A 24,992-nucleotide genomic window follows, 5' to 3' on the forward strand; every position below is an offset into this window, starting at 1 on the left:
CGTTATCGGAAGTAATTATATCATATCACTCTATTTACTTCAATAGCTGTCTATTTTCAGAAATCTGTATATAAAACTATTATATCTATATAACTGTAAAAACAGGTATATCTTTACCATTTACATTAAGTGATATAATTTTAGTTTTAATTCCAAAATATTCTTCCATAGATTCTTCTGTAATAATTTCAGGCGTTTTGCCAAAAGAATACTTTAAATGACCAAGCAATAATGTTTTGTCAGAAATTCGCAAAGCATGATCAGGATAATGTGTGTTAATTAAACAAGTTAATTCGTATTTAATGACTAAATCATTGATTAACTTTAATATCTTCGACTGATTTTTAAAGTCTAAATATGATTCCGGTTCATCCAATACGAGTATCTTAGGCTCACCGGCTAAAGCTCTAGCTATAAACACTAATTGTAATTGACCACCACTAAGCTGTGTCGATAATGCATCTTTTAAATGGTAAATCCCCACTTGTTCCATCGCATTTTTAACAATCGCCTTATCAATGTTTCGCGGTGTTCCAAAAATACCAATATGTTTAGCACGGCCCATCATGACTACTTCTTCAACTGTATAAGGAAAAGATAAACTTTTAGCCTGTGGTACATATGTTATCAATTTACTTTCTTCTGAGTCACCGGTTACTTCTTTGTTTAGAATAAAACTACTACCACTTGTCCATTTCATGATACCTGTTATGCATTTTAACAATGTAGTTTTACCGATACCATTTTGCCCTAGTATCGTCAGTATTTGTCCTTTTTGTAATGAAAAGCTAATATCCTTTAAGACGAGTTGACTATTTAAGTAACTAAAGCAGCCCTGTTTTACTTCAAGTATTGGAATTTCTCTGTTCTTTATTTCTACATTATTTTCTATAGAAAACTCTTTTCTATTATCTTGGATTGTCATTTTATAAGCCCCCTTTCAAATGTTTAAAAAGGAAAGCAAAAAATGGTGCACCTACTAAAGCCGTTAAAATACCAATAGGAATTTCTGCAGCACTTACCGTACGAGCTAAAAAATCTACTAAGATCATAAACGTAGCTCCTATTAAACAACTTAAAGGCAGTAGCTTCGAATGGTTAACACCTATAATCATACGACATATATGAGGAATTACGAGCCCCACCCAACCGATTACACCGGTTGCCGTAACACAGGCCGCAGTTATAAAAGTCGCTAATACAATTACTACCTTTCTGGATTTTTTAGGATTTACACCTAATGCCAATATTTCATCTTCACTAAGTGACAAAATATTAATGCGCCACCGCATAAGTAATAAGATTACGCAACCAATAATAATGGGCATCCCTATAATCAATAAGTTCTGATAAGAAGCACTGCTAAAACTTCCCATGAGCCAATATGTAATGGCCGGTAATTTATCATATGGATCTGCTACATATTTAATAAGAGATATTAAAGCGCTCCCTACTGCCGATATAATCATACCTGCCAACACTAAGGTTAATGTTGTAGATTCGCCTCTTAATTTAGACAAATTATAAGTTAGCCAAACGCTCAAAATACCACAACCTAGTGCTATAATCGATGTCATATACTCATTATAAGACATCAAAATCCCCAAACAGGCGCCTAATGCAGCACCTGTACTAACACCAAGTACATCAGGACTTACTAGCGGATTTCTAAAAATACCCTGGAATACGGCTCCGGATAACGCAAGCCCCATGCCTACCAGACAATTTAGCAAAACACGAGGCAAACGCAAATTCCAAATAACAGAATAATCTACATTATTAGGCAATTCACCGGTTAAACCGGCCCATAAAATATATATAACTTTATGAGGTTCTAGTACATAACGACCACCAAATAATGATAATGTAAATACCATAAAAAAGACAATAAAACAAATTACTGTAATATACAAATTACGGTTCACTATATTCATTAGACAACCTCTTACAATGTCGGAATCACCGGATTTACATTGCTTTTCAAAATATCGTTAACTTCTTCTTCGGATAAATCATACTTCAGATAATTATGATAGAAAGATTTTAATTCTTGTGACATGGAGTAATCATTAAAAATCTCCGGTTGTAAGACCTTACCTAACCAGCGCATCATAAGAGGTGTTTCTACTGCAGGAGCATCCCAGCGGTAAATCCCCATCGGAGCTTTATATATTTGTTTAGTTTGTAATGCCTTCACCTGACTCCAATCTTGGCCGGTTATCTTGTTATTATATAAATCTTCTGGCATAAGTTTAGAGAAGTTACTAATAACAATAACATCAGGATTCCAAGCCAAAATTTGTTCCATCGTAGTTGGCTTCCATTGACCTGAAATATCTTTGGCAGCATTAATACCACCGGCACTTTCTATCATAAGTGTATTGACAGAGTCTTTGGCCGCTACATTTAACTTTTCATCTCTTAAATATAAAACCTTTTTTTTAGGCTGTGCTTTTAATGCTTCTTGTTTACCTTTAAAGTAATCAGCACTTTGAATATGGTAATTTACTAATGCCTCTGCTTCTTTAGGCTTATTAATAATATTACCAACCAATATCATCCCTTTTTGAATGTCTTCCAAAGTACCGTATTTAATTTGTACCGATGGAATCCCTAATTCTTTTAACTTCTTGGCTACTTCCGGCTGATAATCCCAAATAACTACAACATCTGGTTTTAATTTGGCTAACTCTTCATAATTTACATTAAAATTATTATCTACAAAAGTAGCGTTAGCATTTTCCATATTAGGTGCCATCGTTTTTAAGATACTGTCTTCATATGCTTTTTTTGCCGATGGATGCATAGCCGCAATTTTATCACCGGAACCGTCAACTGCATAAACTATAGTCGCCCAAGGAATAGGCACAATTGCAATTTTATTCACATCTTTTGGCATTGCAACTTCATTACCTACTAAATCGGTAACTACCTTTGTCGTCTGCCCTTTTTCTTCTTTTGATTCCGAATTGCCACACCCCACGACAAATAGAGTAATAAAAGCTATACATAAGCCAATAATTACCAATTGAATTTTATTTCTTAGAACTATCCCCACACCAACAACCTCCTTAAAAACCTACAATAAATAAAAATAAATACCTTAATTTTTATTGTACCGTTTTGTTTGATACTTTAATAATAACTATTGTTCATATGTTGAATTATAAACAACAAAAAGCAACAATATAAAGAAGTAATATCTTTATATTGCTGCTTTCCTTTAATTTACTAGTCTTACTAAATTCTATTAATTAATTAACTAACAAACAAATAGTATATTATTTTCTTGTGGAACAACGATCCAACAAATATGCAATACTTACAAACGGAATGCCGCCGCTTTCGCCAAGACCGATTTCACAAGTAGAACTGGAACTTACACCTAAAGTTACACCTAAGTTTTTAACTTCTTCGGCTAAGTCTTTAGTAGATGATTTATTAAGTTCCGGTGTGAAGAAACCTTTTTGACCGGCAAAACCGCAACATGCGAAAGCTTTAATATTGAATACTTTGTCGGTACATGCACGCGCTAAGTTTTCAATATAATCGCCTTTATTCAAGGTTTTAATCTTACACTGTTTATGAACGATAACAGATTCATTGCATTTTGTTACATTCAAGTTTGGTAAAATCGTGTACAAGAATTCGGAAATATCAAGAATCTTCAAGCCTTTAATATGTTTGAATGCATGATTGAAGCAAGCGGAATGGTCAATAACAATCGGATAAACCCCGCCTTCACTGGCTTTAGTAAGCGCTTCAGTCAAATCAGCTAAAGCTTGTTTGTCGATTTCTTCATAATTTTCAAAACTTAAACCACAGCATAAGTTTTCAATATGTGGCGGATAAATTACATTGTACCCTGCCTTATCGCATAAGCTTTCAAATACTTGTTGTAAGCTACGGGTATCATCATAACCTTGGTTTTGACGGAATGCACGGTTAGCACAAGTACTGAAGTATACTACATTTTTCTGATAAGCCGGATTACGTTTGTTCGTCAATTTGTACGTATTAGCTTTTGGCATTGTTTCCGGTACATATGGTGTTAAACCGGTAATCTGATGTGCATCTTCGGAGATTTTTGCCAATAAAGACTTAGTAGCTATTTTACCGGCTACACCACCCAAAGTGGCCCCTACTTTAGCGGCTTTTAAGGTATTGCTAAAGTTGTTATAAATAGCATGGGCAATGCCACGGCCCTTCGGATTGATTTTACGCATGGAAATGGCAATTTGTGCTGTATCGATGCCCAAAGGACAAAGCATGGAGCACATGGAACAAGCAGCACAGGTATCAACACCATAGTATTCATAGCCTTTTTTTAGTTCTTCGGCCATAGCTGTATTACCTTCTTTAAGCAAGCGCTGTTCTTCACGAAGTAAGGAAATACGTTGACGAGGTGTTAAGGTTAAGTTACGGCTTGGACAATTACGTTCACAGAAACCGCATTCCATACACATGTTATATAATGGATCGATATCGCTCATAGCTTTTAAATTCTTTTTGTAGACATCAGGATCATCAGTAATCATAACATCCGGATTTAATAAGCGTTGAGGGTCAAAAATTTCTTTAATACGACGGTTAACGGCATAGGCTTTTTTACCCCATTCCAATTCAACAAATGGAGCAACCATGCGGCCTGTACCATGTTCGGCTTTAATGGAACCTTCTACACCGGCTACACGTTCTGCCATTTCTTTTACAAGGCCGGCAAAATTATCCATTTCACGCTGTTCATTGAAGTTTGGTGTAATGATAAAGTGAACATTACCGCTCAAGGCATGACCGAAGATAATACCGCTGTCTTCGAAATCATATTTTTTGAACAATTCCGTAATCATTTCGATACCATCGGTGAAGTCTTCAATTTTAAAGCAAACGTCTTCGGTAATAACCGTAGTGCCCGGACGGCGAAGACCGGCAGCAATCGGTAATAAACCTTTACGAATTACCCACCATGCATCATATTCCTTAGCATCTTTGGAATATAAGCTTGGAATAACTGTCGGAATGTCTTTCAACTGATCCTTAATGTATTCTAAGTTAGCATCCAAAGTAGCTTCATCATTGCTTTCCGATTGGAATAAAATACAGCTGGTCCCTTCCGGTACATTATGTACGAAAGATGGTACTTCCGGTAACTGCTGTACGCTCTTAAGACTTAAGTAGTCCATCATTTCAGCGGCCACTACTTTATCGCGCGACATATTGGCCAAGGCTACTACGGCACGAGATGCATCGTTGAGTTTAGCAAAGAACAAGAGCCCGCAACCTTTGTATTTAGCGTCATCTACACAATTATAAACAACTTCGCTTACAAAACCGAGGGTACCTTCACTGCCGATGAAGATATGGTTTAAAATATCTACAATATCTTCAAAATCAACTAGGGAGTTAATACCGTAACCGGTTGTATTCTTAATTTTGTATTTACGACGAATTAAGTCTACTAATTCACTATCAGCCATGATTTCACTGCGCAAATTAAGTACATCATCAATCAATTTGCTGTGCGTTGCCATGAACTCTTTAACACTTTGCGGATTACCGGTATCGAGAATTGTGCCGTCTGCCAATACAGCACGCATAGAGCGAACCGTTTTATAAGAGTTTTCAACTGTGCCGCAACACATACCGCTGGAGTTATTGTTAAAAATACCACCTACCAACGCTGTTGTAATGGTAGCGGGATCCGGACCGATTTTCTTACCGTACGGTTTTAATGCTTCGTTCGCATCAGCCCCGATTACACCGCAAGCCAAACGAATGGCATTGCCGTTTTCAAGAACTTGTACAAATTTAAAACCATCATTGGCAACGATTAATACATCTTCAGAAGATGCCTGACCGGATAACGAACTGCCTGCAGCACGGAATGTAACCGGCGTACCGCAACGATTGGCCAATAATACTAATTGCACTACTTCTGCTTCCGTATTAGCTTTTACAACTACTTTCGGTAAATAGCTGTAGCAAGATGCGTCAATACCGTAAGCATAACGCAATAGAAAATCAGTGAATACCCTGTCCGGTGAAATTTTCTTTGCTTCTAATACAAAAGTGTCATAATCTCTCTTCAACTGTAAGCTCATATTAGGACCTCCCACATCGTATTGTGCCACTCAGCACTACTGTACGACTTCATATAGATTTAGGATAGCATACCGAACTTATCATGTAAATCAACCATATAGGTATAACCAATACTCATATGTAAATAGACCTTGCAAAAGCCTACAAATTACAGAAAAGTCAAATTCCTCAATGTACATTTGATTACACGAAATGAATAAAATTTTTATTTTATAGATTAATAATTCATAAAACTCATTTTAAAGTTAATTAATAGTAATTCTCATAACACAAAGTAATTTAACCCTCTTTTTATGATTTTGTACACAATGTATTCGATTTATCGTTTACCATTTTACAATTAGCCCTGTTTCAAGGTATAATAAAACGATATAAGAATACATAAAAGTCATAAAATAATTGTACTTACGCTCATACTAAATAGGATATTACATTCCCGAGCGCTAAGTTCCAGCAGCTGTGTAACGAGAGATTAAATAATAAAAGAAAAAAAACTCAATTTATCTAATATACGACGATACTCAATAAGGAAGGTGTAAGTATGTCTAACGCAATAGGAACTCATTTATTAATAGATTTATATACTTGTTTAGAAGACGTAGTCAATTCCCCGCTAATCATTCAGGAAAGCGTGACTAATGCTTTGGAAGCAGCACAACAGCCGATTGATGAAATCAGTTGCCAAGTTCTTGATGACGAAGTCGTGTTATTTGCTGTGTCCCCGCACTGCCACATTGCCGTTCATGCCTATCCGGACATGGGCTATGTAGCCGTAGATATTTATACCTTTGACTTGCCGCTCCAAGCAACCTTAATCATGCGTGTTTTAAAACAATCTTTTGGTGCCGAACGTGTTAAAGCAACCAGCATCAACCGAGGCGACTTCGGCTCTATTCGCGATATGAAACCGCGCAAGAAAACATCCCTATCTGCTATGGCTCGCGTTACCCGCACTCGTATGAGCCTAAAACAAACCGGTTCTAAGTTAAAAAACACCGGTAAAAAGGTATTTAACGTTATTGCCAAAAAACGCGATCCCCAACCTCGTGACTAACAGCTAACCGGCTTACTAAGATAACGGCTAATAAGCTATGAAAGCCGATAAAATTAAAATATCAGCAACAAAAAAGCTATTCTCTATATTATAAATATCACATTATAATAGGAGAATAGCTTTTATTCGTTATGTAATTATATATTACAGTAAGGTATCTACCGCAATATTTAAGATAACATCAGACGGGGTGTCACAAAGATAGTCGGCACTGGAGTTTTCCAACTCTTCGCGCGAACCATAGCCATAAGTCACCGCTACGGCACGACAGCCTAATTTTTTAGCGGCTTCCATATCATACTTGCGGTCACCTACCATATACCAACCGGTAATGTCTTTTTTGGTGCGATTGGAGGAAATTTCTTGCATGGCAGCTAACGCTTCTTTCAAAACATCATCTTTATGAGTGATACCACGCGCTGCATCAGCTCCTTTGATAATTTCAAAGTATTTGGTAAGGCCGAAGTGTTCGATTACTTCATTGGCCAAATGCTGTGGTTTAGCCGTTGCTACCGCCACATAGGTATTCGTTTGACGCAACGTAACCAACATGCGTTCTACATCTTCGTATACACGATTTTCAAACTTACCGATAGTTTCATAGCGTTCTTTAAAATAGCCGTACGTTTCCGCTGCTTCCGCATCGTTCATGCCACAATGCTCGCGCAAAGAATCAACAATAGGCGGTCCGATAAAGAGTGTTAAGATATCATCACCGGGTACCGGTACCCCTTTCTTTTCCAATGCATAGACAACGGATTTTTTAATGCCTTCCGCAGAGTCTGTAAGCGTGCCATCTAAATCGAATAAAACGCAAATCATAGGTTCTTCCTTTCTTTATTAACTCGTTCATTCTTATTAACATAGAATTTGCAATCTATGATACAATAAGGTTACAGATAGATTTAACTAATGAGTTTTGAATCAGATTTTATGTATAAGTATATGTACAGAAAGCTATACTGAGTAGTATAGGAGGTAAAGTTATGGATTTTGAAGAACAAAAAGTTCCCGACAGTATTTTGGACAAGTATACCAAAGTTTGTACCTGTCGCAGCATTTCCCGCAAAACAATAAAAGAAGCTATTAATGACGGTTGTGATACCATTCCTAAAATCAGAGAACGTACGGGGGCCGGTACCGGTTCCTGCGGTGGTAAAAACTGTGGTGTCCGCATCGTTAAGCTGTTGCAGGATATGGGCAAATTACCAAAACCGGGTGCCAAAAAAGATGAGTAATTCATTATTGAAAACCCTGACATACAATTTAATCTGAGTCCTTTCCGGGGACTGTTAAAAAGGAGTTAACGCATAGCAACAAGGTTGTTATAGGTTAACTCCTTTTCTGTATCTCAGCAATCACACATTGCTTAATTTGCTTCTTTTTTTAATGCTTCTTTAAGCGTATGCCATGCCAATACGGCACATTTTACACGAGCCGGCATATTGGAAATATTTTGAAGTGCCATGGCATCTTCCAACTCTTCCAATTCAGCTTCATCCGTTACTTCCTTTTTAATCATGCCAAGGAAAAGATCGACTAAGCGAAATGCTTCTTCAACGCTCTTCCCTTTGATGATATCAATCATCATGGACGCGGATGCTTGGCTGATGGCACAACCCGAACCGGTATAAGCTGCATCTTTTACGATACCGTCTTCTACATCGACCTGCAACGTCAAGTCATCACCACAACTTGGATTATGACCATGTTCAGATACGGTAAACGTATCCAATAAGCGCTTATTACGTTTATCCTGATTATGTTCTAAAATTAACTCAGTATATAACTGATCCATCTCCATACTAAGGAACTCCTTCTATGTTTACTGTAACCTCGGTTTAATCTTCAAAGCCCATGGTAGGTCTTACTTTTTTAACAGCGTCCAAGAAGATATCAAGATCTTCTTTACGAGTGTAGACGTACATGCTCATACGGTTCGAGGCCGGTACTTTATAGTACGCGCCAAGAGGTTGAGCACAATGATGGCCGGAACGAATGCAGACGCCGTAGCTGTCTAAAATCGTAGCCACATCATGAGGATGTACATCATCAATAGTAAAAGCAATAACGCCATGCTTTTCTTGCGGATCTTCGGAACCTAATACATGAACATGCGGAATCGCCACAAGTTTAGGCAATACATAAGCTACCAACTCTTTTTCATAGGCATTGATATTGTCCATACCAAACTGTTCCAAGTATTCAATGGCTGCCTTCAATGTTACAGCACCATGTGCATTTGGTGTACCGGCTTCAAATTTATACGGTACTTCATTGTAGGTAGTGCTCTGTTCTTGCACATACTCAATCATATCACCACCCAATAAGAACGGTGGCATTGCTTCTAATAAATGACGTTTACCGTACATAACACCGATACCTTGGGACGCACACATTTTATGACCGGAAAAAACGAAGAAATCGCAATCCAAGGCCTGTACATCAATCTTTTTATGAGGTGCCGATTGAGCCCCGTCAAGAACAACTACGGCGCCTACATCATGAGCGCGTTTAGTCAATTCGGCTACCGGGAACTCCATACCGAGCACGTTGCTTACATGAGCAAAGGCTACAATCTTAGTATGGCTGTCAATTTTATCCATTTCACCATCTTTAAGATGACCGCTTTCATCAAGATACATATATTCCAAAGTAGCACCCGTAGTTTCGGCTACACGTTGCCAGGTTACCAAGTTGGCATGGTGTTCAGCAACGGTAATTACGATTTTGTCGCCTTTCTTTACATTATGCATACCATAGCTGAAAGCAATTAAATTGAGACTTTCCGTAGTATTACGTGTCAATACGATTTCTTCACGGTATTTGGCATTGATAAACCGCTGCACCGTGTCACGAGCGGTTTCATACGCTTCTGATGCTTCCACAGCCAAAATATGAGCTCCGCGATGCGGATTACCGTTATGATTCTTTAAATGAGTTTCCAAAGCATTAATTACATATTCCGGAACTTGAGTCGTAGCGCCGCTGTCTAAATACACCAAGCGATGACCTTTATGTTCCCTTTGCAATATAGGAAAATCTTTATAAGCTTCTGCAATCGACTTCATAATACACCCTCTTATTCTTCAATTAAATTTTGGCCCGTACGGCTTGCAATACAATCTCTTCTAATTCTTCATCATTAAGTCGATCAATAACAGGTCGCAACATGGATTCTACAATAATATGTTTAGCTTCATCTTCGCTGAAACCACGACTCATCAAGTAGAATAATTTAGTCTTATCGAGCTGACCGGCGCTAGCCGCATGGTTACCTACTACATTGTCTTCTTTACAAAGCAATAACGGTAAAGATACGGATTTAACAGTCGGATCAAGTAATACACAAGTATCTTCTTCCGCACCTTCGGAAGCAATACTGCCACGAATGAAATCCAAGGTACCGCGGAATGATTTTTTGGCATTGTCGCCCAACGCACCAAGTACATGAATATCGCTGACGGATTTAGGTGCTACATGGGACATAAGCATGGAAATGTCGAATTTCTGGTTATTATCGCCCAAGTAAGCTAAATCATGAACAATGTGAGCTTCTTCACCTACAAGATCTTGCGTATAGTGCAAGAAGCTTTCACCGCTGCCTAATTCTACGTTCAAGTATTCTACTTTACTGTTCGCCGCTAATTGACTGTAACGATGTTCAATCTGCTGTACCCCTTCACTGAGAAGCTGTACTTTTTTGAAAACTACGTTAGCATTTTCAGCTGCTTTTACTTCGGTTAAAAGGTTCAAACCACCGGTTTCGACTTCCCCTTTAACTACATATAATACTTCCAAAGAAGCATCTTTAGCCACGTCGATAGCCAAACGAGTTCTGTCGCCTACGCTTTTACCCTCGGCATCAATCGTGATAATTACTTTTTCTTTACCGCCGGCAGGCACTGTAATAGCCATGCCTTTAGTAAAATCATCGGTAACCGCTTTTAAAGAAGTGGCTTCCGCTCCTTCAAAATCAGCTTTTAACAAGGCTTTAGCAGTAAGTTCGGTTACAACCCCTTCATTGGCGCTGACCGTAACTGCTGCAGCTGTATCGCCACCGGCAACCGTACCTTCAGTATGATTTACTTGTAACCACCGGAAAGTAGGTCTTGGGAGCTCATTAAATAATACGTTACTCATCTGTACCTCCTAACCGATAGAGCCTTCAAGCTCTAAGGAAATCAAATTATTCATTTCTACGGCATATTCCAACGGTAATTCTTTGGAAATCGGTTCAACGAAACCACGTACCAACATGGCACGTGCTTCTTCTTCACTGATACCGCGAGTCATTAAGTAGAAAATAGCTTCATCGGAAATACGACCGATTTTAGCTTCATGACCCAAATCCACATTGTCGTTTTCGATAGAAATGGAAGGAATTGTATCAGACTGAGAAATTTCATCCAACATCAAAGATTCACAAGAAACGGTTGCTTTCGCGTGTTCTGCTTTTTTACCGATGTTCAATACACCACGGTAAATAGCAGCGCCACCGCTCTTGGAAATAGATTTGGAGTTAATATTGGAGGTTGTATGAGGTGCTACATGCACAACTTTAGCACCGGTATCCAAGTACTGACCTTCACCGGCAAAAGTTACACCGGTAAATTCACAATGAGCGCCTTCACCGGCTAAAATACTCATTGGATATAAGCAGGATACCTTAGAACCGAAGGAACCGGATACCCATTCAATGGTGCCGTTTTTGCCAACCGTACAACGTTTTGTATTCAAGTTGTACATGTTTTTAGACCAGTTTTCAATGGTGGAATAACGAAGTGTCGCATTATCTTTAACAAATAACTCAACACAACCGGCATGTAAGTTGGCTACATTGTATTTAGGTGCTGAACAACCTTCGATGAAGTGTGCTTTAGCCCCTTCTTCAATAATAATCAAAGTGTGCTCGAACTGACCGGCGCCCGGTGCATTCAAACGGAAATAGGACTGAAGCGGAATATCTACTTGTACACCCTTCGGTACATATACGAAGGAACCGCCGGACCATACAGCACCGTGCAAGGCGGCAAATTTATGGTCGGTTGGTGGCACCAATGTCATAAAGTATTGTTTAACAATGTCTTCGTATTCATGAAGCGCTGTTTCAATATCAGTATAAATTACGCCTTGTTTTACAAGATCTTCCTGAATGCTGTGATATACAACTTCAGAGTCATACTGAGCGCCTACACCGGCGAGGGACGTTTTTTCCGCTTCCGGAATCCCCAAACGGTCAAATGTGCTCTTAATATCTTCCGGAACTTCGTTCCAGTCACCCTTCATGTCAACTTTCGGTTTAACATAGGTAACAATATTAGCCATATCAAGACCGCTAATATCCGGAATCCAGTTTGGAATATCTAATTCATTGTAGATGCGCAAAGATTTCAAACGGAAATCAAGCATCCATTCAGGTTCGTTTTTATTTTCCCATATTTCGCGGATAATATCTTCCGTTAAGCCGGCATCAGATTTATAAGAATATTCGAATTCATTCTTTATATCGTAGACGCCACGGTCCATATCCTCCACATATGTTTTCTTTCTAGTTTCCATGAGTGCCTCCTAAACTAACGCTTTGTAAGCATCATAGCCTTTGCTTTCGATTTCAGCCACTAACGATGCGTCGCCTGTTTTTACAATACGGCCATCAATTAATACGTGTACGAAATCAGGTTTTAATTTCTGTAAAATGGAGTTGTGGTGAGTAATAATAAGTACAGCATTATCCTTCGTATGGAAACGATCTACACCGTCAGATACAATACGAACTGCGTCAACGTCAAGACCGGAGTCTGTTTCATCGAGCATAGCCAATTTAGGGTTCAATACGGACATTTGCAAAATTTCATTCTTCTTGCGTTCGCCGCCACTGAAACCTTCGTTTACATAACGCTGTGCATAGGATGCGTCGAAGGACAATTCATCCATTTTAGTTTTCAATTCTTTTTTGAATGCCAAAGCACGTACGTTTTCGCCGGTTACAGTTGCTTTTGCGGTACGAATGAAATTTTCTACCGTAATCCCCGGAATAGCAATCGGATTCTGGAAGGACATAAAAATACCGGCTTTAGCGCGATCGTTAACGGCTTCGTCGGTAATGTCTTCACCGTCAAAGGTAATAGTCCCTTCGGTTACTTCATATACAGGGTTACCCATGATAGCATTGGCCAATGTGGATTTACCGGCACCGTTAGTACCCATTACTACATGAATTTCACCTTTATTAATTGTTAAGTCGATACCTTTTAGGATTTCTTTGCCCTCTACGGACACGTGTAGATTTTCTACGCGAAGTAATTCTGACACTGTACAGTCACTCCTTTTATAAATTAATTATATAGTTAAGTCATAAATAGCTTAATTGCTAAATGTTATAAAAAAAGCGGTATCCCACCAAAGTGAAACACCGCCTTATCAGCAAAATTATTCTACCACTTCGGTAAACAGCAATTCTTACAACATCTATTCCTAATAAACATTATACAATCTAACTGTTTACTGCGCAAGTTAATTTCTACTAAAATACTATGAATTTGTTTATAATTATTGAATATTTTAAATATTATGAAAAAATATGACTCTTATTAGATTTTTTAACATTTGAAAAATCAGACTCACACTGTTTCAACACTAATTAATTATATCACAGTTTACAGTAAAAAGATAGAATTTTTACTATAAATCACTGAAATCCAATGTTGCAAATAAATCATCTAAGGTTTCGGCGCGACGGATTTGGGTTACGCTACCGTCTTCGTTAAGAAGTAATTCAGCGGAACGCAATTTACCGTTGTAGTTAAAGCCCATGGAATGACCGTGTGCACCGGCATCGTGAATAACAATGCGGTCACCTATATCAATTTTCGGCAATTTACGGTCGATGGCAAATTTGTCGTTATTTTCACAAAGCGAGCCGGTTACATCATACACATGATCAAGTGGCGCATTCTCCTTACCCACCACTGTAATGTGATGGTAAGAGCCGTACAGGGCCGGGCGCATTAAGTTGGCCATACAAGCGTCAAGACCGATGTAGTGCTTATAAATATCTTTGCGGTGAATCGCGGTGGCTACCAAATAGCCGTAAGGGCCGGTAACCATACGACCGCATTCAAAGGCCAATGAAATCGGACTGTGACCATTGCCGATAATCATAGTTTCATAGGCTTCTTTGATACCAGCACTTAAGGCTTCATAATCTACCGGTGTTTCTTCCGGACGATAGGCTACGCCGATACCGCCGCCAAAATCGATGAAATCAACTTCGATGCCTGTTTCTTTTTTCACACGAAGTGCCAAATCAAACATCAATTCAGCCGTGCCGATAAGCCCTGTAATATCAAGCTCATTGGACACCACCATGGTATGTAAACCGAAACGCTCTACCCCATGATTTTCACAATAATTGATGGCTTCAATAATCTGATCACCGGTCATACCGTATTTAGCTTCCTCCGGTAAGCCGATAATCGTATTGCCACCGTGTTTTAAAGGACCAGGGTTATAACGGAAGGCCAAACGACTCGGTAATTCTCCATGTTTTTCCAAATAAGCTACATGGGTAATGTCATCAAGATTGATAATAGCGCCCATCTCCATGGCTTTAGCATATTCTTCATACGGTGTATCATTGGATGAAAAAATGATATCGTCCCCCGTGATACCCACTTTTTCACACAAAATAAGTTCAGCCAAAGACGAACAGTCAGCACCTACCCCTTCTTTTTGCAATAAGCGCATGATATAAGGATTTGGCGTTGCTTTTACGGCAAAGTATTCTTTAAAGTCTTTCGCCCAGCTGAAAGCTTTAATAAAACGGCGAATATTGTCTACAATCCCTTTTGCATCGTAGATATGAAACGGCGTGGGATACTCTGCTATAATCTCTTCTAAACGCGCTGCCGACACGGGCAATGTTTTTTCATTCATCTATCTCTCTCCTCAATATTAATACCTGTCGAATAACTTCTATGTAAGATTATACTTAATTTCATAGGTCTACGTCAATTCTATAGAAAAAGAGATGTAAAGTAACAGCACAATCTCTTTACACCTCTCATTTAGGATTTTAATATATATTATTATAAAAATTTTGCATCCTAAAAATAAAAAAATAGTTCTTTATAAGCATCAATTTTTTTAGAATTAAATATCTTTTCAACCAATTCCTCTCTCTTATCTTTTTTATTTTTGTAATTAAATGACAATAGATTCATACTACCAACTAAATACCACTTATCATCAACCAAGAATAATTTAGCATGCGTATTACGTTCAAATGTAGAAAAAAGATTTTCACAGTTTTCACTCTTGAAAACATTTTCTATTATTTCAATTGCTTTTCGAGAATTAATAAGCTTTCTTTCGTTTTCTTCAGCATATTGTTTAATTTTACTATCTTTTCCCATGCCAAAAATTATTTTCACGCTAACCCTATTCTTTGCTAAACGTTTAAATTCGTTCAAATAACTATTCACAACTTTCTCAGTAACCCACGGAGAAATTATGCAAATTTCATGTTCAGCACTATGCAAACCTTCTCTAAATGCAACTGCTATTTCTTTATTTCTAAGTATTTGAGCATTCTCAATCTTTTGAGCTTCTATACGTTGTACCTCATCTTCAAAAGATTGTTTCATAATTGCCATTTCATGACGAAGTTTTTTATTTTCTTCTTTTTCTTCCTCCAAAAGTTTTTGTATCTCTTGTTTCTCAGTAACAGCTTCTTCTTTTTCGCGAATTGCTTCTTCTCTAGCATTAGCTAAATACTTATTCTCTTTTAATAGCTCATCTTTTTCTAACAGGCTTCGTTTATGTTCATTAACTAATAAATTACATTGATTTTCAGCAATTGATAGTTTTTCTGTAAGATTTTCCACCAATGCTTTATCGCCTTGAGCATTTTCTAATTCCTGCTTCAGTTGATTAATCGTATTCACCATTTGATTTATATCATTTTGTTGCTGATTTAATATATGATTTCTTTCATCAAGTGTTCTATTATTAGTATTGATTTTAAACTCAAGATCTTCGATTTTTTTATAATCCTCTTGTATAATCATTTCTAATTTTTTTACTTTGTTTTGTAAATCAGCATTGTACTTATATACACTTGAAAGCTCTAATTCAAGTTCTTTAATACGTTTTTTTAAATTCTCATCCCCTTCTTCAAACTTTTCTTCTTTATTATTAATAAGAACTTCTATCTGTTCTTTATATTTTGTTTTATCACTTAAATCACTCTGCTCATACTTCGCCTGCAATACACTTAACCAAACTTCAAATGTTTCCTCAATCCTTAGATTCAGCTCTTGCTTCAGTTGATTATAATCAATATTATTTCCATCATTATTTACTTTATTTAAAATATCTTTTATTATTACATCACTACGTTTAGATAATCTTTTAAATTTAAAATATGCATCAAAGTAATAATATGTATTAAACGCCACCCAAAACGAAAAACCCCCTACAGAAACTATACCAATACCTTCGTACAAGTAAAAACCTATACTTAATAATAGAAATAGATATAAGAATGGATCATACCATTTTAAAATATATCTCCTATCTAAAGTATATAGAAATGAAAAAAATTGCACCCAATACAATAAGCAATGCACCCGGTATACTTTCGTGATTAAATAGCTCTATATGTACTACTGACATCAAAATAATAGAAATTATTATGAGTTGCTTTTTTAAGAATATACTCATAGTTATTTACCTACACTTTTAACAATAATTTCTAATTCACCTTTATAAACATCAATTTTACCATTAAGGATTATAGGTGTTCCGTTTGTATAAGCTTCATCTAGCTTTGTTGCGGAGTCGGGATTGCTTCCGGTATCAAATAAAACAGCTTTCATAGTTACAGAACGTTTATTAGGATCCGCAATTGTCATAAATTTGTTTATTTTACCATTTTTTTCACTGTCATACTTTTTTATTACAATAGCAGATACCGTAGTTTTAGTTCCCTTCCATGATTGATCAATTGAACTGATATCTCTTGCATTATCATTGTTAGATGACATGTTATTTGGTGTTACATTAGTTACCGAATTAGAATTACTATTGTTAGAAGGTAAATTATTAGTGCTACTGCTACTAGCAGTATTCTGAGTTGAAGTATTAAAACTAGTGCTTGAATTATTATTTTTATTTTCATTACTAGAATTTAAAGAGCCATTGCTGTTATTTGTATTTGTAACACTGGTTGTAGTTCCAACATCAGCATTATCAGCAGTTTTTGGTGTATAAAAATAAAAATATCCCGCAAGAACACAAATAATAATTACCGCTGCTGCAATTAAAGATTTTGTTAAAGATTCACGCTCCACAGCTTACATCCTCCCTTAAATACCCCTAACCGTAAAAGTTATAGACTAATGCTTTAGTTCATCTTTACCCCAAACAATCGCTAGACCCTATAGCGCTTTTTCTTGAAACTAAACATTAGTACTCATATTATATTAGATTAATTATATCATTGATTTATTATGAATAATAGATTTTTGTTCAATAATAATAGACATTTTAATAAAAAAAGATGGCAACCAAGATTTAACTTAGTCACCATCTTTAAAATTTACTCTATTTGCTATTGCATATTAAGTATTTATTAGGTTAGGTAGATTTATTACATCATACCGCCCATGCCGCCCATTGGAGGCATAGCAGGTGCTACAGGAGCATTTTCTTCTACTTTATCAGCTACGATGCTTTCAGTAGTTAATACCAAGGAAGCGATGGAAGCTGCATTCTGAAGAGCGGAACGAGTTACTTTAGCTGGGTCAACAATACCGGCTTTAACCATATCTACATATTCTTCAGTCAAAGCGTTGAAACCAACACCGGCGTCAGTATTTTTAACGCGTTCAACAACTACGGAACCTTCTAAACCTGCGTTGTAAGCAATCTGACGAAGAGGTTCTTCAACAGCACGTTTTACAAGGTTGATACCGGTCTGAACATCGCCTTCTTCTTTCAAAGTTTCAAGAGCAGGTAAGATATCGATAAGGGTTGTACCGCCACCGGCTACGATACCTTCTTCAACAGCTGCACGAGTAGCATTCAAAGCATCTTCGATGCGGAGTTTTTTATCTTTCAATTCAACTTCGGTAGCAGCACCAACTTCGATAACAGCTACACCGCCGGACAATTTAGCCAAACGTTCTTGAAGTTTTTCTTTATCGAATTCGGAAGTAGTTTCTTCCACTTGATTTTTAATCTGAGCAACACGCTGTTTAATAGCTTCGTTGTCGCCGGCACCATCGATAATAACAGTTTCGTCTTTGCTTACGCGTACTTGACGAGCTGTACCGAGGTCTTCCAATTCAACGCTGTCTAATTTGCGGCCCATATCTTCAGTAATTACGGTACCACCGGTTAAGATAGCGATATCTTCGAGCATTGCTTTACGACGGTCACCAAAACCAGGTGCTTTAACAGCAACTGCTTTGAAAGTACCACGCAATTTATTAACTACCAAAGTAGCCAATGCTTCACCATCAAGATCTTCAGCGATGATGAGTAATTCTTTACCTTGTTTTACCACTTTTTCAAGGGTTGGCAACATGTCAGCAATAGCGCTGATTTTGCGGTCTGTAATCAAAATGTAAGGGTCGTTCATAACGGCTTCCATTTTGTCAGGGTCAGTTACCATGTAAGGGGAAATGTAACCACGGTCAAACTGCATACCTTCTACTACGGAAAGGTCTGTCTGTAAACCTTTGGATTCTTCAACCGTAATAACGCCGTCGTTACCAACTTTTTCCATAGCTTCAGCAATAAGCCCACCGATTTCAGTGTCACCGGCAGATACGGAAGCTACTTGAGCGATATCTTCTTTACCGTTAACTTTGATAGATTTCTTTTTGATTTCTTCTACTAAAGTTTTAACGGCTAATTCAATACCTTTTTTCAAAATCATAGGGTTAGCACCGGCTGCTACGTTACGCATACCTTCTTGAATCATAGCCTGAGCCAATACAGTAGCTGTTGTAGTACCGTCACCGGCTACGTCGTTAGTTTTAGTTGCTACTTCTTTAACAAGCTGCGCACCCATATTTTCGAATGGATCGGCTAATTCGATGTCACGAGCAATGGTTACACCATCGTTAGTGATTGTAGGAGCACCGAATTTTTTATCTAATACTACGTTACGGCCTTTAGGTCCCAACGTAACTTTTACTGCATTTGCCAATGCGTCAACACCACGGCCTAAAGCGCGGCGAGCATCTTCGTTAAAAAGAATTTCTTTTGCCATGTCTATTACCTCCTGATACTGCCTTGCGGCAGATCTGATTGAATATATAAATTAGAAAATCGTTGTTATTGTAGATATATTATTTTTCTAAAATAGCTAAAATATCGCGTTCGCTAATTACGAGATGGTCAACACCATCAATTTTTACTTCTGTACCTGCATATTTGGAGAACATTACTTTATCACCAACTGCTACTTCAGGAGCAACACGCTGTCCGTTGTCATATACTTTGCCGGCACCTACAGCAATTACTTCACCTTCGGAAGGTTTTTCCTTAGCTGTATCCGGTAAAAAGATACCACTTTTTGTTTTTTCTTCTTTTTCAAGGACACGAATTATAACACGGTCGCCTAAAGGTTTCATCATTGTTAATCTCTCCTTTGTACTAATAGGTTTAAATTAGTAGTTTTGATTATTTATTTTATTAGCACTCACTAACATCGAGTGCTAACTACAATTATTATTATAGCCGAATTGAAAATAATTGCAAGTATTATTTTTGATTTTTTGACTTTTTACTAAAATTTTATCTTTTTAGCATGATTAATTTATAAGGGATAATAAAAAACGTCGTGACTATACACGACGTTTTTTAGCTGCTGTAATAATCTTTTCACAGGTTGCACTGATTGTTATTCGTTTATCCATGCTATAAGCTCGTAAACGCTCATAAGCGGCTTCCTCCGTTATTTTGTATAAATCTTGTAAGATGCCGGTGGCACGAGCTATCAATTTACGTTCTTCTAAACTTTGTTCAAGTCCTTCAATATCCGACTTCAACTGCATGTCTTCCTGAAAACGGTGAAATGCCATTTCTAAAGTAGGTCCCAGTTGATCTTCCCGAACCGGTTTAATTAAATAGCCATAAACACCGGATTCCCCCGCTTTTTTTACAAGATCCTGTTGGCTGTAGGCCGTCAAAAGAACTACGGGCCCCCAATTATGATGGCGAATTTGCCGGGCTGCTTCAATGCCATCCAGCTCCGGCATTTTCACATCCATCAAAATTACATCAGGCTGCAATGTTTTAGCCTTTGCTAAGGCCTCCACACCGTTTTTACCTTCCCCCACTACTTCGTAACCGGCCGCTTCCAACTGGTCACGTAAATCCATGCGAATTAAAGATTCATCGTCTACAATTAAAACCTTCATACGCGTGCCTCTCTTCTTAATCTCAAACTCTTTTTCTATATAGTTAGCTATTGTAAGCGTCAATATCTGTTATAAACAGAGATGCTACTGTAAGCATAATTACTCATTCCGGAAATGTTATGGTCACAATCGTTCCTTGATGGGGTGCACTCTTTCGAGCCGCGTCAGCTTGCATCTCATCCCGGTGTGCTCGATCTTCAATGGTCATGGTACCACACAATTCGTTAGTAACTAAATTTTGAATAATCTGTAAGCCTAATCGTCTAGAAGCTTTTATATCAAAATCATCCGGTAAACCACAGCCATTATCCGTCACGGTAAGTGTAATAAGGCCCTTAGCCAGTTGTCCCGCCACAACCATAAATCCGGACCTAATAGTATCTTCTGTTTTTAAACAACCGAAACCATGTTCAAAGCAATTAGATATTAACTCGTTTAGAATTAAGGACACATAACCGGCTCGCTGTGATGATAGTAATATGCTGTCGCCTATATATTCGCATTGTACATTGTCTTCATTCCGCAAAAAAGATCGTTTCAACAAGCGAATCAATTCCTCCGCAATGGTACGAAGCTCAATATAATCCTCTTCATAATGAGATATAACTTCGTGCACAAGAGCCATACTTTCAATACGGCTGACGCCTTCTTGAAGTGCTTTTTTAACCTGGTCCGAGTCGGAACGGCGAGCTTCCATGCGTAGTAAACCGGCTACGGTTTGCAGATTATTTTTGACGCGATGGTGAATCTCTTTAATAACGGAGTTTTTTACCATTAACTCCTGTTCCTTGCGACGCAATGCTGTTTTATCTTTTAAAAACAAAAAGCTCCGTTTTGCACGGGTGCCGGCGTTAATCGGTAAGATTGTCTGCTCTACAATAATATCGCCGTAAATTTCTTCCGCCACAGCCCCCCGATGATCGCGGATTGCCTGTTTAACCCAACTCATCTTCAAGGAGCCGCCGTAAATTGATGTACCTACCAGCCGTCTGTCAAAACCCAATAAGTCTACCAAATGAGACGCCGCTTCATTGGCATAAAGAATGATGCCTGCTTCGTCAAAAATAATAATACCGTCTTGATAGGACAATGGCATATACAGTTCAGCTTGATTTTGCTGTGGCACAATCATTGCCATGTAGGTCGTCTCTGCCAATACATCAGAAGCCGCCATAAGTGGCTCTTCCGTATGGGGCTCTAAGCCGTTATGAAGCATAGCAATACCACCGATGCATTTACCGCCGTTATCCACAATGGGAAAGGCCAATAAGCGTGCCAATTGCCCGTGTTTTCGCTCCATAAAGCCTTTGACTGAACGCCCCGTATGCAATAAATCCTGCCAAAGACCTACTTCATAAGGCTTCAATAAACGGATATCCGGCATAATCTCAGCCTGCGGCCAGTCTTTGATATGGCCAAAAACAAGAATCTGCTCGTCCTTAGCCATAGTAAATACACAAACGTCCTGTTGCGGTAGTGATGCGGCAAATGGCAGTAAGCGAACTACATTACGCATTAAACGCTGCTGTGGTTCGGATAAATCCGTATGCAGTTTTAATGTATCCCGCACTTCACTGTCCTGTAATTTCATAACCATAAATACCGCTCCTTAATTTAATTATATCGGCATAGATTTCAATGGTGGTGTTTGTCCCAATGGAATCGATGGTTTCACATTCAAATGCAAGTCGGCAAATTTGCCGGCTAATGACATGTAGTAAGCGCGACAGCCAATCATAGCCGCATTGTCGGTAGCCAAAATGGAGCTTGGCCGATAGAAGGTTAACCCGTCTTTTTCACAAGCTGCGGCTAAAGCATCTTGTAAATGCCGGTTAGCAGAAACGCCACCGGCCAAGGTTACTTTAGTTTGCCCCGTAGCATGAGCCGCTTCGATTGTCTTTTCAACCAATACATCAATGATAGCTTGCTGAAATGAAGCGGCCACATCGGCTTCATTAATGACTTCACCTTTCTGTTTAGCACTGTTAAGATAATTTAGAACAGCCGATTTCAAACCACTGAAACTGAATTCAAAATTACCTTTTTCCTGCAAAGCTTTAGGAAACTCGATAGCTGTCGGATTCCCATCGGCCCCTACCCGTTCTATCTGAGGACCGCCCGGATACGGATAGCCCATGACGCGAGCAATTTTATCGAAGGCTTCACCCGCTGCATCATCACGTGTTTGACCGAGTACTTCAAATGTTTCATAGTCTTTAACTACCACAAGCATAGTATGACCACCGGATACGACAAGACTCAAAAAGGGTGGTTCTAAATCGGGATGAGCCAAGAAATTGGCAAAAATATGGCCTTCCATATGGTGCACACCGATTAACGGAATATCCGTAGCAAAGGACAAGCCTTTAGCAGCTGCCACACCAACTAATAAAGATCCTACCAAACCGGGTCCATAAGTAACACCGATATGATTAATATCTGCTAAAGTTACGCCCGCATCAGCCAAAGCCTGATTAACTACGGGAATTACCTGCTCTATATGATGGCGGGATGCAATTTCAGGTACCACGCCGCCAAATTTTTGATGAATCGGCACCTGACTGGATATAACATTGGATAATACTTGGCGGCCGTTTACCAGCACAGCCGCTGATGTTTCATCACAACTGCTTTCGATGGCTAGGGTATATACTTTCACACCGTGGCCTCCTCTTCTTTGATTAATGACATAATGTACGCATCTTCCACGGGGTCTGTGTAATAGCCCTTGCGTAGGCCTTTTACGGTAAAACCTAAACGTCGATACATGGTAAGAGCCGCCACATTGGATATACGTACTTCTAAAAATATTTCGTTCATACCTTTTTTGAACAATTCTCTGATTAATTTACGAGTCATCATGGCCCCGTAACCGTCACGACGGTATTCGGGTGCGATAGCGATATTCGTAATCTGCCCTTCATCGAGTACCAACCAAGCACCGGCATAACCGATAACTTTATCGTCTACTTCGATAACCATGTACATACGCTGGTCCGTTTCTGCCAACTCCGTTTCAATAGCTTCCATGGACCAAGGAACTGAAAAACAGGCTTTTTCAATTTCAAAAATAGCTTCCGCATCATGAGCTTCAGCTCGACGCAAATTAATCATGATTTTTAACCTCATCGGCTAACGCCGTGGCCGCTTCAGTAACAACAACCGTTGGATTCGGCACCTTGCCGGCGGCAACCAACTCAGGATGTTTTGCATCCCAAACAACTTCGGCTTCGGAGCGACGAATATAATACGGCACGACATGAGCCGCTTCATTCGGCGCCTCGGCTAAGAAACGCGGCATGGCAGCGAGCAACACACCTGACGCCTTAGGAATCCGTAACGCCGGCGAAGCCAGTTGCAAATTAGGTCCGTAATCAGCCAGGGTATGTCCGAATTTAATGATACCGTCACCGGCTAAAATAACCGGCTCATCAAGCGCCGCTAAGGCCTTAAGCGCTTCATCGCGTGTTTTCACTGTAGGTGCTTGTTCGCATACTAACTTTCCGTTTATCCAACGATAACGACCTTCGTAAACATTCTTCTTTTGCGCATCTACCATAATGGCCAAGACACCGCTGAATTGCCAAAAATTATGAGCAATCCCATCCATAGTCATAACGCCCAACAACGGAATATTAAGAGCATAGGCTAACGCCTTAGCCGTACCCATACCGATACGAAGGCCCGTAAAGGATCCGGGGCCTATACTTACAGCTAAACCGGTGAGGGCTGTTTTGGCTACGCCGCTTTGTTTCAGTAATAATTCTATATGAGGCACCAACTGTTCCGAGTGCGTGAGACCCGCTTGGACCGTCAATTCACCAATTAAGCGTTGGTCATCCATGACAGCCACGCTCGACACGGCGCTACTCGTTTCAATTCCTAAATACATAGGTTCCTCCAATCTCTAAAAGTTCATCCTCTGAAAGTTCGGCCGTCCGCCATGAACTTAAACGGCTGCCGTCGGCTTCAGCAGTTAAACTGATTTCTAATACTTCTAACGGTAAGGCATCGGGAAACTTATCGGCCCATTCAACGATACTCAAGGTATCCTCCGTAAATTCCCCAAAGCCGATATTTTCCAGCTCCGATTCGTCATCGAGGCGATACACATCAAAATGATACAGGGTGCCATTCGCCGTTTCATAGGTGTTCATTAAAGCAAAGGTAGGACTCGTCACTTCTTCCGTAACGCCAAAGCCTTCTGCAACACCTTGTGAAAAATGGGTTTTCCCCGTTCCCAAATCGCCGATTAGCGCCACACATAACGGTCTATCCTGCTGTGCCATAGTGGCCATAAAGCGCCCTAATTGACGTCCTAAGGCTATCGTATCATCTACGGTAAGGGTTTTACATGCCATTACCGCTATTTTATTCTGAGAAGCAATATTTGTCATTGC

Annotated in this window: 23 protein-coding genes; 2 read left to right on the plus strand and 21 right to left on the minus strand. The window is 38.9% G+C overall.

Annotated elements, in window-relative coordinates:
- Nucleotides 1–85: 85 nt before the first annotated feature.
- From EO124_RS01980 to EO124_RS01995, 4 genes are all read right to left on the minus strand, one after another.
- A complete protein-coding gene (locus EO124_RS01980) occupies nt 86–925 on the minus strand; it encodes an ABC transporter ATP-binding protein (RefSeq protein ID WP_127058118.1) in 840 nt (279 codons plus the stop codon).
- Between the two features lies 1 nt (nt 926).
- Nucleotides 927–1,877: a FecCD family ABC transporter permease gene (locus EO124_RS01985; RefSeq protein WP_241230648.1), complete on the minus strand. Its 951-nt coding sequence runs from the start codon at nt 1,875–1,877 to the stop codon at nt 927–929.
- 68 nt (nt 1,878–1,945) lie between these two features.
- Complete coding sequence (locus EO124_RS01990) at nt 1,946–3,058, minus strand: ABC transporter substrate-binding protein (RefSeq protein WP_241230649.1); 1,113 nt, start codon at nt 3,056–3,058, stop codon at nt 1,946–1,948.
- A 223-nt stretch (nt 3,059–3,281) separates the two neighbouring features.
- A complete protein-coding gene (locus EO124_RS01995) occupies nt 3,282–6,101 on the minus strand; it encodes an FAD-binding and (Fe-S)-binding domain-containing protein (protein WP_127058120.1) in 2,820 nt (939 codons plus the stop codon).
- Between the two features lie 542 nt (nt 6,102–6,643).
- Here EO124_RS01995 and EO124_RS02000 point away from each other — a divergent pair.
- Nucleotides 6,644–7,156, plus strand: coding sequence for an S-adenosylmethionine decarboxylase family protein (locus tag EO124_RS02000; protein WP_021841824.1), 513 nt, complete (start codon nt 6,644–6,646; stop codon nt 7,154–7,156).
- 144 nt (nt 7,157–7,300) lie between these two features.
- Here EO124_RS02000 and EO124_RS02005 read toward each other — a convergent pair whose 3' ends face one another.
- Nucleotides 7,301–7,978, minus strand: a complete 678-nt coding sequence (locus tag EO124_RS02005; protein WP_127058121.1) for an HAD hydrolase-like protein — start codon at nt 7,976–7,978, stop codon at nt 7,301–7,303.
- A gap of 164 nt (nt 7,979–8,142) precedes the next feature.
- Between EO124_RS02005 and EO124_RS02010 the strand changes: the two genes are divergently transcribed.
- Complete coding sequence (locus EO124_RS02010) at nt 8,143–8,394, plus strand: (2Fe-2S)-binding protein (protein WP_021841822.1); 252 nt, start codon at nt 8,143–8,145, stop codon at nt 8,392–8,394.
- 131 nt (nt 8,395–8,525) lie between these two features.
- On the opposite strand, the gene sufU is transcribed toward EO124_RS02010, so the two are convergent.
- The 16 genes from sufU to tsaE form a co-directional block, all read right to left on the minus strand.
- Nucleotides 8,526–8,960, minus strand: coding sequence for a Fe-S cluster assembly sulfur transfer protein SufU (gene sufU, locus EO124_RS02015; protein ID WP_127058122.1), 435 nt, complete (start codon nt 8,958–8,960; stop codon nt 8,526–8,528).
- Between the two features lie 37 nt (nt 8,961–8,997).
- The gene (locus EO124_RS02020) at nt 8,998–10,227 is read right to left on the minus strand and encodes a SufS family cysteine desulfurase (protein WP_021841820.1); all 1,230 of its coding nucleotides are present in this window, start codon (nt 10,225–10,227) and stop codon (nt 8,998–9,000) included.
- Between the two features lie 22 nt (nt 10,228–10,249).
- Nucleotides 10,250–11,299, minus strand: coding sequence for a SufB/SufD family protein (locus tag EO124_RS02025; RefSeq protein WP_127058123.1), 1,050 nt, complete (start codon nt 11,297–11,299; stop codon nt 10,250–10,252).
- Nucleotides 11,300–11,308: 9 nt separating this feature from the next.
- The gene (gene sufB / locus EO124_RS02030) at nt 11,309–12,718 is read right to left on the minus strand and encodes a Fe-S cluster assembly protein SufB (RefSeq protein ID WP_021841818.1); all 1,410 of its coding nucleotides are present in this window, start codon (nt 12,716–12,718) and stop codon (nt 11,309–11,311) included.
- 9 nt (nt 12,719–12,727) lie between these two features.
- The gene (gene sufC, locus EO124_RS02035; protein WP_006556777.1) at nt 12,728–13,471 is read right to left on the minus strand and encodes a Fe-S cluster assembly ATPase SufC; all 744 of its coding nucleotides are present in this window, start codon (nt 13,469–13,471) and stop codon (nt 12,728–12,730) included.
- 369 nt (nt 13,472–13,840) lie between these two features.
- Nucleotides 13,841–15,094: a diaminopimelate decarboxylase family protein gene (locus EO124_RS02040; protein WP_127058124.1), complete on the minus strand. Its 1,254-nt coding sequence runs from the start codon at nt 15,092–15,094 to the stop codon at nt 13,841–13,843.
- 170 nt (nt 15,095–15,264) lie between these two features.
- Complete coding sequence (locus EO124_RS02045; RefSeq protein ID WP_164726534.1) at nt 15,265–16,665, minus strand: phospholipase D-like domain-containing protein; 1,401 nt, start codon at nt 16,663–16,665, stop codon at nt 15,265–15,267.
- Between the two features lie 219 nt (nt 16,666–16,884).
- Entirely contained in the window at nt 16,885–17,511 is a 627-nt protein-coding gene (locus EO124_RS02050) for a single stranded DNA-binding domain-containing protein (protein WP_127058126.1), read from the minus strand.
- 299 nt (nt 17,512–17,810) lie between these two features.
- Nucleotides 17,811–19,439: a chaperonin GroEL gene (gene groL, locus EO124_RS02055; protein ID WP_127058127.1), complete on the minus strand. Its 1,629-nt coding sequence runs from the start codon at nt 19,437–19,439 to the stop codon at nt 17,811–17,813.
- A gap of 79 nt (nt 19,440–19,518) precedes the next feature.
- Nucleotides 19,519–19,806: a co-chaperone GroES gene (gene groES / locus EO124_RS02060; RefSeq protein WP_127058128.1), complete on the minus strand. Its 288-nt coding sequence runs from the start codon at nt 19,804–19,806 to the stop codon at nt 19,519–19,521.
- Between the two features lie 210 nt (nt 19,807–20,016).
- The gene (locus EO124_RS02065; RefSeq protein ID WP_127058129.1) at nt 20,017–20,592 is read right to left on the minus strand and encodes an ANTAR domain-containing response regulator; all 576 of its coding nucleotides are present in this window, start codon (nt 20,590–20,592) and stop codon (nt 20,017–20,019) included.
- 103 nt (nt 20,593–20,695) lie between these two features.
- A complete protein-coding gene (locus tag EO124_RS02070) occupies nt 20,696–22,189 on the minus strand; it encodes a sensor histidine kinase (RefSeq protein ID WP_127058130.1) in 1,494 nt (497 codons plus the stop codon).
- A gap of 21 nt (nt 22,190–22,210) precedes the next feature.
- On the minus strand, nt 22,211–23,251 hold the full coding sequence (gene tsaD, locus EO124_RS02075; protein ID WP_127058131.1) for a tRNA (adenosine(37)-N6)-threonylcarbamoyltransferase complex transferase subunit TsaD: 1,041 nt from the start codon (nt 23,249–23,251) through the stop codon (nt 22,211–22,213).
- On the minus strand, nt 23,248–23,703 hold the full coding sequence (gene rimI / locus EO124_RS02080; protein ID WP_438873610.1) for a ribosomal protein S18-alanine N-acetyltransferase: 456 nt from the start codon (nt 23,701–23,703) through the stop codon (nt 23,248–23,250). The genes tsaD and rimI overlap by 4 nt, the downstream gene beginning before the upstream one ends.
- Nucleotides 23,699–24,484, minus strand: a complete 786-nt coding sequence (gene tsaB, locus EO124_RS02085; RefSeq protein ID WP_127058133.1) for a tRNA (adenosine(37)-N6)-threonylcarbamoyltransferase complex dimerization subunit type 1 TsaB — start codon at nt 24,482–24,484, stop codon at nt 23,699–23,701. Before tsaB ends, rimI begins: the two co-directional genes overlap by 5 nt.
- On the minus strand, nt 24,468–24,989 hold the full coding sequence (gene tsaE, locus EO124_RS02090; protein WP_127058134.1) for a tRNA (adenosine(37)-N6)-threonylcarbamoyltransferase complex ATPase subunit type 1 TsaE: 522 nt from the start codon (nt 24,987–24,989) through the stop codon (nt 24,468–24,470). Before tsaE ends, tsaB begins: the two co-directional genes overlap by 17 nt.
- Nucleotides 24,990–24,992 lie beyond the last annotated feature (3 nt).

The organism is Veillonella ratti (assembly GCF_003992115.1).
Lineage (GTDB): Bacteria > Bacillota > Negativicutes > Veillonellales > Veillonellaceae > Veillonella_A > Veillonella_A ratti.